This is a genomic window from Actinoplanes oryzae (assembly GCF_030757795.1).
In the GTDB taxonomy this organism is placed as follows: domain Bacteria; phylum Actinomycetota; class Actinomycetes; order Mycobacteriales; family Micromonosporaceae; genus Actinoplanes.
In genome coordinates this window covers 1-13,909 of the sequence record NZ_JAUQWH010000209.1, presented here as the reverse complement: position 1 = coordinate 13,909, position 13,909 = coordinate 1, and the positions used below count along the sequence as shown (strand labels likewise).

At 74.7% G+C, this 13,909-nt stretch carries 11 protein-coding genes and 1 pseudogene; 6 read left to right on the top strand and 6 right to left on the bottom strand.

Annotation, left to right across the window (positions count from 1 at the left end):
• The coding region (locus tag RBH18_RS39125) for a tetratricopeptide repeat protein (protein ID WP_306215563.1) at positions 1-2,003 on the bottom strand (2,003 nt) is incomplete at its 3' end.
• A 318-nt stretch (positions 2,004-2,321) separates the two neighbouring features.
• On the opposite strand from RBH18_RS39125, the gene RBH18_RS39120 reads away from it, so the two are divergent.
• A complete protein-coding gene (locus tag RBH18_RS39120) occupies positions 2,322-3,308 on the top strand; it encodes a LacI family DNA-binding transcriptional regulator (protein WP_306215562.1) in 987 nt (328 codons plus the stop codon).
• On the opposite strand, the gene RBH18_RS39115 is transcribed toward RBH18_RS39120, so the two are convergent.
• Positions 3,298-4,134 (bottom strand): zinc-binding dehydrogenase, encoded by an 837-nt coding sequence (locus RBH18_RS39115; RefSeq protein ID WP_306215561.1) that lies wholly within the window; start codon positions 4,132-4,134, stop codon positions 3,298-3,300. The two genes, RBH18_RS39120 and RBH18_RS39115, sit on opposite strands and share 11 nt — an antisense overlap.
• Between RBH18_RS39115 and RBH18_RS39110 the strand changes: the two genes are divergently transcribed.
• Positions 4,099-4,338, top strand: a complete 240-nt coding sequence (locus RBH18_RS39110; RefSeq protein WP_306215560.1) for a hypothetical protein — start codon at positions 4,099-4,101, stop codon at positions 4,336-4,338. The genes RBH18_RS39115 and RBH18_RS39110 overlap by 36 nt on opposite strands.
• A 20-nt stretch (positions 4,339-4,358) precedes the next feature.
• Positions 4,359-6,263, top strand: a complete 1,905-nt coding sequence (locus tag RBH18_RS39105) for an acetoacetate--CoA ligase (RefSeq protein WP_306215559.1) — start codon at positions 4,359-4,361, stop codon at positions 6,261-6,263.
• Here the strand turns inward: RBH18_RS39105 and RBH18_RS39100 are convergent.
• A complete protein-coding gene (locus tag RBH18_RS39100; RefSeq protein WP_306215558.1) occupies positions 6,250-6,948 on the bottom strand; it encodes a TIGR03089 family protein in 699 nt (232 codons plus the stop codon). The two genes, RBH18_RS39105 and RBH18_RS39100, sit on opposite strands and share 14 nt — an antisense overlap.
• Before the next feature lie 193 nt (positions 6,949-7,141).
• On the opposite strand from RBH18_RS39100, the gene RBH18_RS39095 reads away from it, so the two are divergent.
• Together RBH18_RS39095 and RBH18_RS39090 are read left to right on the top strand one after the other, a co-directional pair.
• Entirely contained in the window at positions 7,142-8,287 is a 1,146-nt protein-coding gene (locus RBH18_RS39095) for a glycosyltransferase family 4 protein (protein ID WP_306215557.1), read from the top strand.
• Between the two features lie 22 nt (positions 8,288-8,309).
• On the top strand, positions 8,310-9,425 hold the full coding sequence (locus tag RBH18_RS39090) for a mannose-1-phosphate guanylyltransferase (protein ID WP_306215556.1): 1,116 nt from the start codon (positions 8,310-8,312) through the stop codon (positions 9,423-9,425).
• A gap of 160 nt (positions 9,426-9,585) precedes the next feature.
• On the opposite strand, the pseudogene RBH18_RS39085 reads toward RBH18_RS39090, so the two are convergent.
• From RBH18_RS39085 to cofD, 3 genes and pseudogenes are all read right to left on the bottom strand, one after another.
• A pseudogene (locus tag RBH18_RS39085) lies at positions 9,586-10,145 on the bottom strand (NUDIX hydrolase).
• 106 nt (positions 10,146-10,251) lie between these two features.
• Positions 10,252-11,265, bottom strand: coding sequence for a coenzyme F420-0:L-glutamate ligase (locus RBH18_RS39080; protein WP_306215554.1), 1,014 nt, complete (start codon positions 11,263-11,265; stop codon positions 10,252-10,254).
• Complete coding sequence (cofD, locus tag RBH18_RS39075; RefSeq protein ID WP_306215553.1) at positions 11,265-12,218, bottom strand: 2-phospho-L-lactate transferase; 954 nt, start codon at positions 12,216-12,218, stop codon at positions 11,265-11,267. Before cofD ends, RBH18_RS39080 begins: the two co-directional genes overlap by 1 nt.
• Positions 12,219-12,333: 115 nt before the next feature.
• Between cofD and RBH18_RS39070 the strand changes: the two genes are divergently transcribed.
• Positions 12,334-13,704, top strand: coding sequence for a hypothetical protein (locus tag RBH18_RS39070; protein WP_306215552.1), 1,371 nt, complete (start codon positions 12,334-12,336; stop codon positions 13,702-13,704).
• Positions 13,705-13,909: the final 205 nt, after the last annotated feature.

Sequence of the window (13,909 nt, the reverse complement as noted above, 5' to 3'; positions counted from 1 at the left end):
GCGACCGCCTCGCCGACCCGGTCGCCCTCCTCCTCGTGGAAGCGCAGGACCGCCTCGTAGAGCGGGACGGCCTCCTCGTCGCGGCCGAGGCGGGACTCGAGGTTGGCCAGGTTGGTGCGGGCGCGGGCCTGGCCGGCGGCGTTGCCCACGGCGCCGTGCAGGTCCATCGACTCGGTGAGGTGCCGGGCGGCGGCCTCGTAGCGGCCCAGGCGGGTCTCGGCGATCCCGAGGGTGTTGAGCGTCCGGGCCTGGCCGGGGACGTCGCCGATGACCTGGAAGATCTGCAAGGCGTGGCCGAGCCGGGCCAGCGCCGCCTCGTGCCGGCCGGTGAGCACCTCGGCGGTGGACATGCTGGCGAGGGCGGTGGCCTGGCCGGCCAGGTCGCCCGTACGCTCCGCGGCCCGCGCCGCGCGGTCGTGCACGGTCATCGCGTCGAGGTGGTGCCCGCCGATCAGGTAGCGGAAGAGCACGGCGCTGAACTGCACGGCGTGTCCGGGCAGGCCGTTGTCGTCGGCGTGGACGGCGGCGGCGACGAGGTTGGTGCGTTCCGTGTCGAGCCAGGCGATGGGCTCGTCGAGGGCGGGCAGGGCCACGGGTGACGGTGTCACCTTGGGGCGGCGGCCGGCCTCCGCCGGGTCGAGCCGGTTCATCGCCTCGGCCGCGGCGGCCAGGTAGAAGTCGAGCAGCCGGGTCAGGGCGTCGCGGCGTGCCGAGCGGCGGTCCTCGTCGGCGGCCCGGGTGGCGGCGTACGCGCGGACCAGGTCGTGCAGGGCGTACCGGCCGGGTCCCGCGGGCTGCACCAGGTTGTCCGCCGCGAGCTTGGCGAGGCGCTGGGCCGCGAGCTCCACAGTGGTCCCGCCGAGCGCGGCGGCGGCGTGCACGCAGGAGTCCTGGCCAGGGTGCAGGGCCAGGGCGCGGAGCAGCGCACGCTCCCCGTCCGGCAGTTCCCTGTACGACACGTCGAGCGCGAGCTCCACCCCGACGTCCAGCCGCCCGGTGCCGTGCCGCTCCTCGAGCCAGTCGGCGTGGTCGGTGAGCGTCCAGCCGGGCTTGGCGCGCATGTGCCCGGCGACCAGCGCGAGGGCCAGCGGCAGGTGACCGCAGAGCCGGGCGACCCGGGCCGTCGCGTCGGGGTCGTTCCCGGCCGGGATGCCGGGCACCGCCGCGGCGAGGAACCGGTGCGACTCCCCGGGCCGGAACACGTCCACGTCGCAGTGCGTGGCCCCGGACAGCTCCGGCAGCCTGCGACGGCTCGTCACCAGTGTCACGCAGCCGGGCACCTCGGGCAGCAGCGGGCGCACCTGCTCCGCGCCGGTCGCGTTGTCGAGCACCACGAGCGTGCGGGAGCCGGCGAGCCGGTCATGCCAGGCGGCCGTGCGCTCGGCCAGCCCGTGCGGAACCTGCTGGCCCGAGACCCCCAGCAGCCGCAGGAAGCCGTCGAGCACCGCGCCCGGGTCGGCGGGCGGCTGCGCCGGATCGGGGTGGAAGCCGCGCAGGTCGACGAAGAGCACGCGGTCCACCCGCTGCTCGCGGAGGAGCTCGTGTCCCAGATGGACGGCCAGCCGGGTCTTGCCCACGCCGGCCATCCCGACCAGGACGGAGATCTCGGCCTCCCGCGCGTACGCCAGCTCGTCGGCGCGGCCCGTGAAGCCGGGCAGGTCCTCGGGCAGCTCGGCCTGGACGCGTACCTGGGCGGCGGCCCGGGCCTCGCCGTTGACCACCCGCAGCGCCTGCCGCCATTGCGTGACATAGCCGGTGTCGGGGTGCAGCGTGTGCACGATCGCGGTCACCAGATCGCTGTCGAGGCGCCGGCGGCCGGTGCGGAAGCAGTCGACCACGGTCGTCCGGCCGACCTGCGCGGTGGCCGGGCGCTCGGCGTTGATCCGGGACGTGATGACCCCGTACGCAGGATCGCCCGCCCACACCTTCAACGCCCGCAGGCACCCGGTGAGGTCGTCCAAAGTGGCCGCTGTGCCGGGGTCGGGCAGCGCCGAGAAAGTCACGGGCACGCTCCTGGTTTTCGGAACGGTCGACACTACCGGGCGAAACCTTCCGGTGGGCACCCGTGCCCCCTGACCTGCCACGGATGATCGCGTTCGGGATCGGTCGGGATTCCCCGTACGGGGTCCGCGCGGGCGCATCATCGAAAGCAACCGGTCGGCCCATACGGGGGGTCGTCCTCGCCCGCGGCGTGCCGGCCGGCGGTGCGCGGACGGCATGGGGCCGGATCAGGGACGGACTGCGGACCGTCCCCGCGGCGCCGGTCGTCCTCGGGGGAGACTTCCGGCGCCGCATCCGTCCTCTCCTGGGAACGCGGGACCATGACCACCACCAGAACGACGCTCGCCGAGATCGCCGCCGAGGCCGGTGTGGCGGTGTCGACCGTCTCCAAGGTGCTCAACGGGCACTCGGACGTGGCCGCCGCCACCCGGGTGCGGATCGAACGCCTGCTGGCCCGCCGCGGCTACCGGCGCTCGCCCGCGGCGCGGCGGCCGGACCGGACCGGGCTGATCGATCTCGTCATCGACGAGCCGGACAGTCCCTGGGGCCTCGCCGTGCTGGGCGGCGTCGCCGAGACGGCCGAGGAGTCGGGCCTCGGCGTGCTCGTCTCCGCCCGGAGCGCCGACACGCTGCTGCCCCGCGGCTCCCAGGGTGCCGTGCTCGCCGTCTCCGCCCTGACCGACCGGCAGCGCACCGGCCTCGACCGGCGGTCGATCCCGTTCGTCCTGGTCGACGGCGCGGGCCAGGCCCATCGCGACGCCCCCTCGATCGGGGCCACGGACTTCGCCGGCGGGTACGCCGCCACGGAACACCTGATCACCCTCGGACACCGCCGCATCGGCATGATCGGCGGCCCGGACCACCTGCCGCACGCGCGCGCCCGCACGGCCGGCTACGGCGCCGCCCTCAGCGCCGCGGGCCTGCCCGCCGACGCCGGCCTGATCCGCACGGGCGACCTCACGCACGCCGGTGGGCAGGCCGCCGCGGCTGCCCTGCTCGCCCTCCCCGACCCGCCGACGGCCGTCTTCGCCGCCGACGACCTGCAGGCGGGCGGCGTCTACGAGGCGGTGCGGCAGTCCGGGCGTACGGTCCCGGGCGACCTCAGCGTCGTCGGCTTCGGCGACCTCCCGTACGCCCGCTGGCTCGCACCGCCCCTGACCACCGTGCGTCAGCCGCTGCACGAGATGGGCGTGACGGCCACCCGCACCCTGCTGCGCCTCCTCAACGAGGAGCGCCTCGAGTCCCCCCGCGTCGAGCTGGCCACGGTCCTGGTGACCCGCGCCAGCACCGCCCCGCTCACCCGATGACTATGACCGTCTTGCCGGGCAGCTTGCCGTTGCTCGCGTCCTGGTGCACGGCCGGCAGGTCCTCGAGCGGCCGGCGGTCGGCGATGTGCAGCCGCAGCCGGCCGTCGTCCACGCGGGCCACGAGGTCGGCCAGGTGGGCGGCGTCGGGGGCGACCCAGACACCGGCCGTGCGTACGGACCGGCCCTCGTCGGCCGGCACGGGACCGGCGGAGCTGACGACGATCCCGCCGTCGGCCACGTAGGCGGTCAGCTTCGCCAGGTCCCCGGTCGCCAGGCGTACGTGGTTCACGACCACGTCGAAGGGGCCACCGACCGCCGCCGGGCCCGCGTCGAGATCCAACGGCCCGACGACCCGCGCCGCGCCGTACCCGGTGAGCCGCTCGGCGTGCTGCGGACCGTCGACGGCGGTCACCGTGGCCCCCGCGTCGGCGGCGAGCTGGACCACGAGGCCGCCGACCGCCCCGCCCGCGCCGTTGACCAGCACGGTCTGCCCCGCCTCGATCCCGGCGAGCTCGACGGCCGCCTGGCGAGCGGCCAGCCCGGCCAGGGGCAGTGCGGCGGCGTCGGCCAGCGGGACGCTGCGGGGCGCGGCGGTGACCAGGCCGGCGGCCACGACCGCGTACTCGGCGGCGCCGCCGTGCACGTCCAGCGGAACCATGGCGACGACCTCGTCGCCCACCCGCGGGCCGTCGACCCCCGGGCCGAGCTCGACCACCGTGCCGGCGAGGTCGAGCCCGGGGGTGACCGGCAGCTCCGTGGGGATCATCTCGGCGAGCACGCCGAGCCGGATGTGGTCGTCGACGGGGTTGAACGAGGTGGCCGCCACCCGCCCGACCCGGAGAACGGGCGCTACACGCTCGCCACTCTGACCGCGAGCGGCCTGCGGAAGGTCGTCGACTGTGCCCCGGCGCACGTCGAGCGGGTCCGGCAGCTGGTATTCGATCCGCTGAGCGCCGCCCAGCAGCGCGCCCTCGCGACGGCGCTGGCCCGCATCGCCGGGCCGGTGCGCGAGCAGCTCGACGAGCGCTGAACAAACGTTAAGGTGACGGGATGACGGGCACAGTGCTGTGGACGCCGCCGGCCGACGTGATCGAGACCTCGCGCATGGGCCGCTTTCTCACCTGGGTGCGTGAGGAGCGCGGCGTCGACGTCCGGGACTACGCCGGCCTCTGGGAATGGTCGGTCACCGATCTGGCCGGCTTCTGGGGCGCGGTCTGGGACCATTTCGGCGTCGTCGCCCACGATCCGCCGGACCGGGTCCTGGGCGACGCGGCGATGCCCGGCGCGACGTGGTTCCCGGGCGCCACCCTCAACTACGCCGAGAATGTGCTGCGGATGCCGGGGCTGGGCGACGACGACCCGGTTGTCGTGGCCCATTCGCAGACCCGGGCGCCGGTGACTCTCACCGCGCGGGAATTGCGCGCGGAGGTGCGGCGGGTCGCGGCCGGGCTGCGCGGCCTCGGGGTCGTGGCCGGCGACCGGGTCGTGGCCTACGCGCCGAACATTCCGGAGACGTTCGTGCTGCTGCTCGCGACGGCGAGCATCGGCGCGGTCTTCTCGTCGTGCGCGCCGGAGTTCGGGACGCGCAGCGTCATCGACCGGTGGTCGCAGATCGAGCCGAAGGTGCTGGTCGCCGTCGACGGCTATCGCTACGGCGACAAGGAGATCGACCGCCGGGCCGAGGTGGCGGCCATCGCGGCGGCCCTGCCGAGCCTGCGGCAGACCATCACCATTCCCTATCTGTACGACGAGGGCGGCTGGCCGGACCTGTCCGGCGACGCCGAGCTCACCTTCGCCGCGCTCCCGTTCGACCACCCGCTCTACGTGCTCTACTCGTCGGGCACCACCGGCCTGCCGAAGCCGATCGTGCACGGCCACGGCGGCATTCTGCTCGAGCACCTCAAGATGCTCGCTCTGCACCACGACCTCGGGCCCGGAGACCGTTTCCTGTGGTTCACCACGACCGGCTGGATGATGTGGAACTTCCTCGTCTCGGCCCCGGCCGTCGGCGCCACGATCGTGCTTTTCGACGGCAATCCCGGGCACCCCGATCTCGGCGCGCTGTGGCGCCTCGCCGCCGACGCCGGGGTGACCTATTTCGGGACGTCCGCGCCGTTCCTCCTCGCGTGCCGCAAAGCCGGGATCGAGCCGCCGCCGACCGTCATCCGCGGCGTCGGGTCGACCGGTGCGCCGCTGCCGCCGGAGGGCTTCCGATGGGTCTACGAGGTGCTGGGCGACCGTCCGCAGCTGCAGTCGCTGTCCGGCGGCACCGACGTGTGCACCGGCTTCGTGGGCGGGACGCCGCTGCTGCCCGTCGTCGAGGGGGTCATCTCGTGCCGGGCGCTGGGCGCGCGCGTCGAGGCGTACGACCCGGCGGGCAAGCCCCTGATCGGCGAGCTGGGCGAGCTCGTCGTCACGGCGCCCATGCCCAGCATGCCGGTCGGGTTCTGGAACGACCCGGACGGCAGGCGCTACTCCGAGGCGTACTTCGACGTCTTTCCCGGGGTCTGGCGGCACGGCGACTGGATCACGATCGGCGCGGACGGCACCTGCGTCATCACCGGGCGCTCCGACGCGACGCTCAACCGCGGGGGCGTACGCCTGGGGACCGCCGAGTTCTACTCGGTGGTGGAGGCGCTGCCCGAGGTCGCCGACTCCCTGGTCGTGCATCTGGACGACCGCGACGACCTGCTGCTGTTCGTGGTGCCCGCCCCGGGCCACGTCCTCGACGACGCGCTGCGCGACCGGCTGCGGGCCGAGCTGCGTGCCGCGCTGTCGCCGCGGCACGTGCCCGACCGGATCCATGAGGTACGCGAGGTGCCGCGCACGCTTTCCGGCAAGAAGCTGGAGGTGCCGGTCAAGCGGATCCTCACCGGGACGCCCGTCGAGCTGGCCGCCGCGAAGGGCGCCCTCGCCAACCCCGAGTCGCTCGCCGAGTTCGTCAGGTCAGCGTGACGGTGACCTTCTCGGTGGCGACGCGCTTCTCCACGGCGTCCCGGTCGAGGTGGGCGCAGAGCACGATGCTGGCCCCGGCGTAGAGCGGCGCGAGCAGCCAGTCGACCGGGTCCGGGTGGGCGGCCGCGTCGATCAGCACCCGGCTGCCCGCGGTGATGCCCAGCTCCCCGGCGCGGGCGGCGGCCGGGATCTCGCCGTGCGGGCGGTCGCCGATCGCCGCGTCGGCCGCGGTCACCGGCCGGACCGGCGTGAAGAAGTCGCCGAACTGCCGGACCTCGACCGTGTAGTCCGCGAAGCCCGGCGGCAGCTCGCGCAGCGGCATGGCCAGCGGCAGCAGCCCGGTCGCGTAGCGGTCGCCGGCGGCTTCGGCGGCGGCCTCGTCGTAGCCGGCCGGCGACGTGAAGAGGATGTCGCCGGACGCGCCCACGGCGAGCCCGGCGGACCAGGCGCCGAGCAGGATCGCGGCCGTCTGCCAGTGCGGGGGCAGCAGCACCGTGGCCGTGTCGCCGGGGCCGAGGCCGGCGCCGTCGACGAGCAGGTTCGCGGTCTTCGAGACCCAGTTGGCCAGCGTGGCGCCCGACAGCTCGGTGCGGTCGCCGCTCGCGTCGTCGTACCAGGTCAGCAGCGGCACTGTCGGATCGCGCCGGACGGCGGCGGCGAACGCGGCCGGGATCGTGTCAGTCATCGTCCGGAACCCTATCCGGTCACCCGGGCGAGGGTCCGATTGACGACAGAAGGGTGACACACAGTGAAACGGGCTGGGCGTACGCGACGACTGCGTAACGGCACCGTGTCCGGCGGCATCGCGGTCGACATGGGATGCATTGTGCGGCGTACGCTTGCGAGTGGTCTGGCCCACAGATGTGAGGAGTTGCCCCGTGACCGCCGGTCGTCCGCCCCGTGTCCTCGTCGACGCCACGAGCGTCCCCGCCGACCGAGGCGGTGTCGGCAGATACGTCGACGGTCTGCTCGGCGCGCTTGCCTCGTTCGGTCCGGAGCGCCTCGACCTCGCCGTCGTGGCCCAGCGTTCGGACGCGGAGCGTTACTCCCGGATGCTCGCCGGGGCCGAGGTCATCGCCGGCCCCGCCGCCGTCGCCCACCGTCCCGCGCGGCTCGCGTGGGAGCAGACCGGGCTGCCGCTGCTCGCCCAGCAGGTCGGCGCCCAGGTGCTGCACTCGCCCTTCTACACGTGCCCGCTGCGCGCGGGATGTCCCGTCACGGTCACCGTGCACGATGCGACGTTCTTCACCGAGCCGGAGCACTACGACAACACCAAGCGCACCTTCTTCCGCAGCGCCATCAAGACGTCGCTGCGCCGGGCCGCGCGGGTCATCGTGCCCAGCAAGGCGACGCGCGACGAGCTGATCCGGCTGCTGGACGCCGACCCGACGCACATCGACGTGGCCTACCACGGGGTCGACCACACGGCGTTCCACGCGCCCAGCGACGAGGAGAAGGCGCGGGTGCGGGCCCGCCTCGGCCTCGGTGACGCCGGCTATGTCGCGTTCCTCGGGGCGAAGGAGCCGCGCAAGAACGTGCCCAACCTCATCCGCGGCTGGGCCCGCGCGGTCGCCGACTGGCCGCGCCCGCCCGCCCTGGTGATCGCCGGGGGCCAGGGCCACGACGACGACATCGACCGGGCCGTCGCCGAGGTGCCCTCGCACCTGCGCCTGCTGCGCCCCGGCTATCTGCGCTACGCGGACCTGCCCGGCTTCCTCGGCGGCGCGCTCGTCGCCTGCTACCCCTCGTTCGGCGAGGGCTTCGGGCTGCCGATCCTCGAGGCGATGGCGTGCGCGACGCCCGTGCTGACGACGCCGCGGCTGTCGCTGCCCGAGGTGGGTGGCGACGCGGTGGCGTACACGACGGAGGACCCGGACCGGATCGCGGCCGATCTCGCCGACCTGCTGCACGACGAGCCGCGCCGGCTGACGCTGGCCAAGGCGGGCTTCGACCGGGCCAAGGAGTTCACCTGGGCCTCGAGCGCCGAGGTGCACGTCGCGACGTGGAACCGCGTGGCCTCGTGAGGATTCGCTACACTCCGTGCGCATGAGTGAGAACCAGGGTGGGCTCTACGCTGTCATCCCCGCGGGTGGCAGTGGCACTCGTCTGTGGCCGCTGTCGCGGGCCGGGCACCCCAAGTTCCTGCACCCGCTGACCGGCACGGACGCGTCGCTGCTGCAGGCGACCGTCGACCGGCTGCTGCCCATGACCGAGGCCGACCGCGTCTTCGTGGTCACCGGCGTGGCGCACGCGGCCGCGGTGTCGCGTCAACTGGCCGCCGTGCCCGAGGAGAACATCCTCGTCGAGCCCTCGCCGCGCGACTCCTGCGCGGCGATCGCCCTGGCCGCGGCCGTCATCGCGCGCCGCGACCCCGAGGCGATCATGGGCTCGTTCGCGGCCGACCACCTGATTGCTGACGGTGACCGCTTCATCACCGTCATCGAGCAGGCCATGGGCGGCGCCCGGCAGGGCCTGCTCATGACGCTCGGCATCACCCCCACCCGCCCGGAGACCGGCTACGGCTACGTCCAGTGCGGCGGCGAGGTCGGCGACGGCCCGGTGCTCGCGGTGGAGGAGTTCAAGGAGAAGCCGTCGTACGAGGTGGCCGAGGGCTACGTCAAGTCCGGCAACTACCTGTGGAACGCCGGCATGTTCGTGTGGCGGGTCGACGTCTTCCTGACCGAGCTGGCCCGCCAGCAGCCGCAGCTGCACGCCGGCATCGCCCGGATCGCCCAGGCGTGGGACTCCCCGGCGCGCGAGGACGTGCTCGGCGAGGTCTGGCCGACCCTGCCGCGCATCTCCGTCGACTACGCGGTGATGGAGGGCGCGGCGGCCACCGGCAAGGTCGGCACCGTGCCCGGCGACTTCGGCTGGAACGACGTCGGCGACTTCCACACGCTCGGCGAGGTGCTGGCCGCCGACGCCGCGGGCAACGTGGTCGTCGGCGCCGACCCGGCGACGCAGGCCAACGTGCTGCTCCGCGAGACCGACAACCTGGTCGTGGTGCCCTCCTCGGGCCGCCTGGTGGCCGCGCTCGGCATCCGCGACCTGATCATCGTCGACACGCCGGACGCGGTGCTGGTGCTGCCGCGGGACCGGGCGCAGGAGGTCAAGTCCCTCGTGGACGAGCTGAAGAGCAAGGGCGAGCTGAGCTACATCTGAGCTGGCGCCTGTTTCCCGGGCCGGCCCTGCTCCGCGGGCCGGTCACTTCGCCGGGCCGGCTGCTCCAGGGCTTTCCCGGCCGGTTGCTTCACGGCTTTGCCGGCCGGCTGTTCCAGGGCTTTCCCGGCCGGTTGCTTCACGGCTTCCCGGCCGGCTGCTCCTACGGCCGGGCTATGCGGGCGAAGGCCGGGGTGAGCTGCTGCACCACACCCTCCGCCAGCGGGGACGGCAGCTCGTCCGCGGCGAACCAGCCCAGGTCGGCCGACTCGTCGCTGATGAGCGTGGTCGTGCCGGCCGGGCACACCGCCAGGAACCGCACGTCGTAGTGCATCGACGGCCCGGCCGGAGACCCGTCGCCCGCCCCGCAGCGCACCTCGTGCACGTCGACGTCGATCGGCACCGGGTCGAGCCGCAGCCCGGGGATGCCGGACTCCTCCCGCGCCTCGCGCAGCGCGGCCTCCGCCAGCGTGGCGTCGCCCGGCTCGCAGTGCCCGCCCACCTGCATCCACAGGCCCAGCCGCCCGTGCAGGCAGAGCAGCACCCGCCGGTCCTCGTCCACGATCAGCGTGCTCGCCGTGACATGCCCCGGCCGGTGCGCGCGGGTCATCGCCACCGGGCCGGCCGTCAGCAGCTCGAGCGTGCGCTTGCGGCCACGTCGGCCTCGGCCGAGGTGGCTTCCCAGTTGCCCAGCACATTCCGGGCGTCGTCGAAGAGGCTCATCTCACCGCTCGCCTCCGGCTGCACTCGTCGGGCTGATGCTTACCGTGGCGGCGTCCCGGGCCGGGACCGGTGCTGGGGACCGGGTCGGCGTGCGCATCGCGTCCGGTCATGCCGCTCGGGAGACGGCGATCGTGGCGCCGGACTCGTCGTACGCGACGGCGGAGGCCAGACCCTCGGCCGCCAGCGCCGCCCGGAGCCGGTGCACGTCGGAGCCGAAGCGCATCAGGCCGGCGGGGGAGGGGTCGGGCGGCGTGCAGCGCAGGGTCTGCGGGGACGCCACGGCCACCGCCTCGTCCAGGCCCGTCCGGATGATCGCCCGGCGCACGGCCACCGCCGAGGCGGGCAGGTCCGTGGCGGCGTCGGGGAGCGTGGCGGCTGCCGCGAGCCCCTCCGCGCGGGCCTCCTCCGTGCCGAGGGAGAACATGTCGCTGGCCGCGTCGCGGAGCAGCACCGCGGCGCCCGGCCCGTCCTCGCCGCCGGCGCCCGGGAAGCCGCGGACCACGGCGACCGGCACCTGGTCGCACTTGCCCTTGACCAGCTCGCCCGCGGCGGCCAGCTCGTCGATGACGGCCATCTGGGTCAGGGCGAGCTCGTTGCCGTACGGGTCGATCTCGCCGCGGTGGTCCCGGATCGGCGGCAGGCCCGCCGCGCCCAGGGCGACGTCCGTCAGGCCGTTGCGCCACGCGCGGCCCATCGTGTCGGACACGATGATGCCGACGTGCAGTCCCCGCTCCGCGAGATCGGCCCGCAACCGCCGGGCTGACTCGTCCGGCGACTCCGGCAGCAGCACCAGATGCGTCTTGTCGACATTGGACGCATCGATGCCCGCGGCCGCCATCACGAAGCCGTGGTGGGTCTGCACGATCGCCGTGGCGCCGCGCCGGGCGACCACCCGGCGGGTCTCCGAGGCGAGCACGCGGGCCCGGGCGGTCTCGCGCTCCGGCCCGTCCGCGGGCACCTCGACCAGCCGGCCCTCCGCCTTGGACACGATCTTGCTGGTCACCACGAGCACGTCGCCGTCGCGCAGCCACGGCGCGTTGCGCGTGATGAGCTCGGCCAGGTCGTCCCCGGCCGTCACGTCGCCGATGCCGTGCACCGGCAGCACTTCCAAGCCGTCCATCACACCCCCGCCAGGTCCAACGCGGCAGCGACCATGGCGGTCGTCGCCGTCTCGTCACTCATCCACAAGGGGACCGCCCGCACGGTGACGCCGGGCACCCCGGCCCCCTCGTCCGTGCTGTCCACCAGCCAGCCGTCGAGCAGGCCGCCCTCCGCGCGCGGGCCGTAGAGCCCGCCCACCCCGGCCGCCGACACCTCGACGCCGACGGTCGTCAGGCAGATGTCCGCCATGCCGCGCACCGGCGACCCGCCGATGATGGGCGACACCCCGACGACCGGCGCCGGGCCGTCCACCACGGCCTGCTTCAGCTCCTGTACGGCCAGGATCGGCGCGATCGACACCACCGGGTTGCTCGGGGCGATCAGCACCACGTCGGCCTCCGCCACGGCCTCCAGCACTCCGGGCGCGGGCTTCGCGGCGTCCGCACCCACGAAGACGAACCGGTGCGTCGGGACCTTGCCGCGGTAGCGCACCCACCACTCCTGGAAGTGGATCGCCTTGCGCTCGCCCTCGACGTCGGCGACCACGTGGGTCTCGAGCCGGTCGTCGGTGGCGGGAAGCATCGTCACGCCCGGCTGCCACCGCTCGCACAGCGCGGCGGTCACCTGTGACAGCGGATAGCCGGCGCTGAGCATCGTCGTGCGCACGAGATGCGTGGCGACGTCCTTGTCACCGAGGCCGAACCAGGTGGGCTCCGCCCCGTACCTGCCGAGCTCCTCCTTGATGACCCACGTCTCACCGACCCGTCCCCAGCCGCGCTCGGGGTCGGCGGCCCCGCTCAGCGTGTACATGACGCTGTCGAGGTCGGGGCAGATCTGCAGGCCGTGCATGCGCACGTCGTCGCCCACATTCACCACCGCCGTGACGTCGGCATTGATGCTCCGGGCGTGGGCGCGCACGCCTTTCAGGAACCGGGCGCCTCCGATGCCCCCGGTCAGGACCACGATCCGCATCCGACCATCCTTGCGCACGCGGCGCCGGAAAGCGGCCCGCGGGTGGCGGGTGTGATGCGGCTATCGGGACTAGGCTGACCCCGCCTGCCCCGTACATCGACCCAGGAGAGCCGCTGTGACCAGCAGTCCGCCGCCGCAGCCCCCGTCGCCGGAGCCCGACCGGCCGCAGTCCGGCCCGCCGCACGCCGGTGGTTTCGCGGGCCCCTCCGGCCCGCCGCCCGGCCCGGCCGGTCCCGGCTCTCCCGCCGGCCCGGCCGGTCCCGGCTCTGCCTCCCGCCCAGCCGTTCCCGGCTCTCCGGCCGGCCCGGCCGGTCCCGGCTCTGCCGCCGGCGCGCAGCCCGGCTTCGGCGGATCCCAGCCCGGCGGTCCGGGTGCGCAGGGTGGTCCCACGGGGCCCGCCGCGCAGTCGGCCTTCGGCGGCCAGCCCGCCCCGGCCGGCAGGCCCGTCGCGACGGTGCTGCGCCCGCTGCGTGACCTCGCCGCCTACGCCCTCGTCGGCGCCCCCGCGATCTGGCTCTTCGTCGCCGTCATCCGCCTGATCCCCTCCGGCGACGGCCAGACCTTCGCCACCCGCGCGCAGAACAGCTTCTACAGCTTCGTCAACCTCGAGACGATCCTCATGCCGCTTGCGGCGGTGCTGCTGGCGCTCCTGATCCCGCCGGTCCACCGCTACGCGAAGGTCATCACCATCGCGGCCCTGGTCGAGTACGCGGTGGCCGCCTTCTTCGCGGTCGTCTTCGGCTTCCTCTTCGGCGTGGTCAACCTCGGCACGTTCAGCGTCCGGGTCGCCTTCGAGGAGTTCCTGGTCCGCGCGGCGTGGCTCGCCGTGCTGGGCCTCGCGGCCTACGCGACCTATCTCGTCTGGCGCAATTCCTACTACGCCCCGCGCCCGAAGCCGGCCCAGGGCGGCTACCCGGGCCAGCCGGGTCAGCCGTGGGGCCAGCAGCCGTACGGTCAGCCCGGCTACCCGCAGCCGGGGCAGTACCCGGGTCAGCCCGGCGCGCCGTCGCCCTATCCCGGCCAGCCCGGTGGGCCGTCGCAGTACCCCGGCCAGCCCGCGGCGCACTTCCCCGGCCAGCCCGGCGGGGCGCCGCAGGGCTCCTTCCCCGGTCAGCCGGGCGTGCCGCCGCAGCCGTTCCCGGGCCAGCCGACGCAGCCCTACGGTCAGCAGCCGCCGTGGGCGCAGCCGGGAGCCCAGCCGCCGGCCTGGGGCCAGCAGCCGGGCCAGCCGCCCGCGGCGCCCGCGTGGGGCGGTCCCACCTCGCAGCAGCCGACCGTGGCCCACCCGCCGGTGCCGCCGCCGTCGTCCGCCCCGCCGGCCCACGAGTCGCCCGCGAGCGGTGCGCAGCCCTCGGCCGGCCCGCCGTCGTCCGCCCCGCCCGGGCCCTACGCGCCCGAGCCGGGCAACCCGCACGCCCCGGGCACCATCGACCCGGACGACGAGCAGACCCGCTTCCTCGGCGGCGGCGACCAGCCCCGCCACTGACCGACCGCGGCGGCCGTTCTTCGTCCGCGAGATCGGCGCCACCCTCTGCTGTGACGCACGGCCCCGGGCACATCCGCCCGGGGCCGTTCCCGTCGGCCGGCGCGTGCTCCCGCTCGGCGTGTGCTCCCGCTCGGCGGTGTTCTCAGTCGCCGGGCGTGGTCTCGGCGCCCAGCCGGAGCTCCTCGGCGTCCAGCAGCGACTCGAA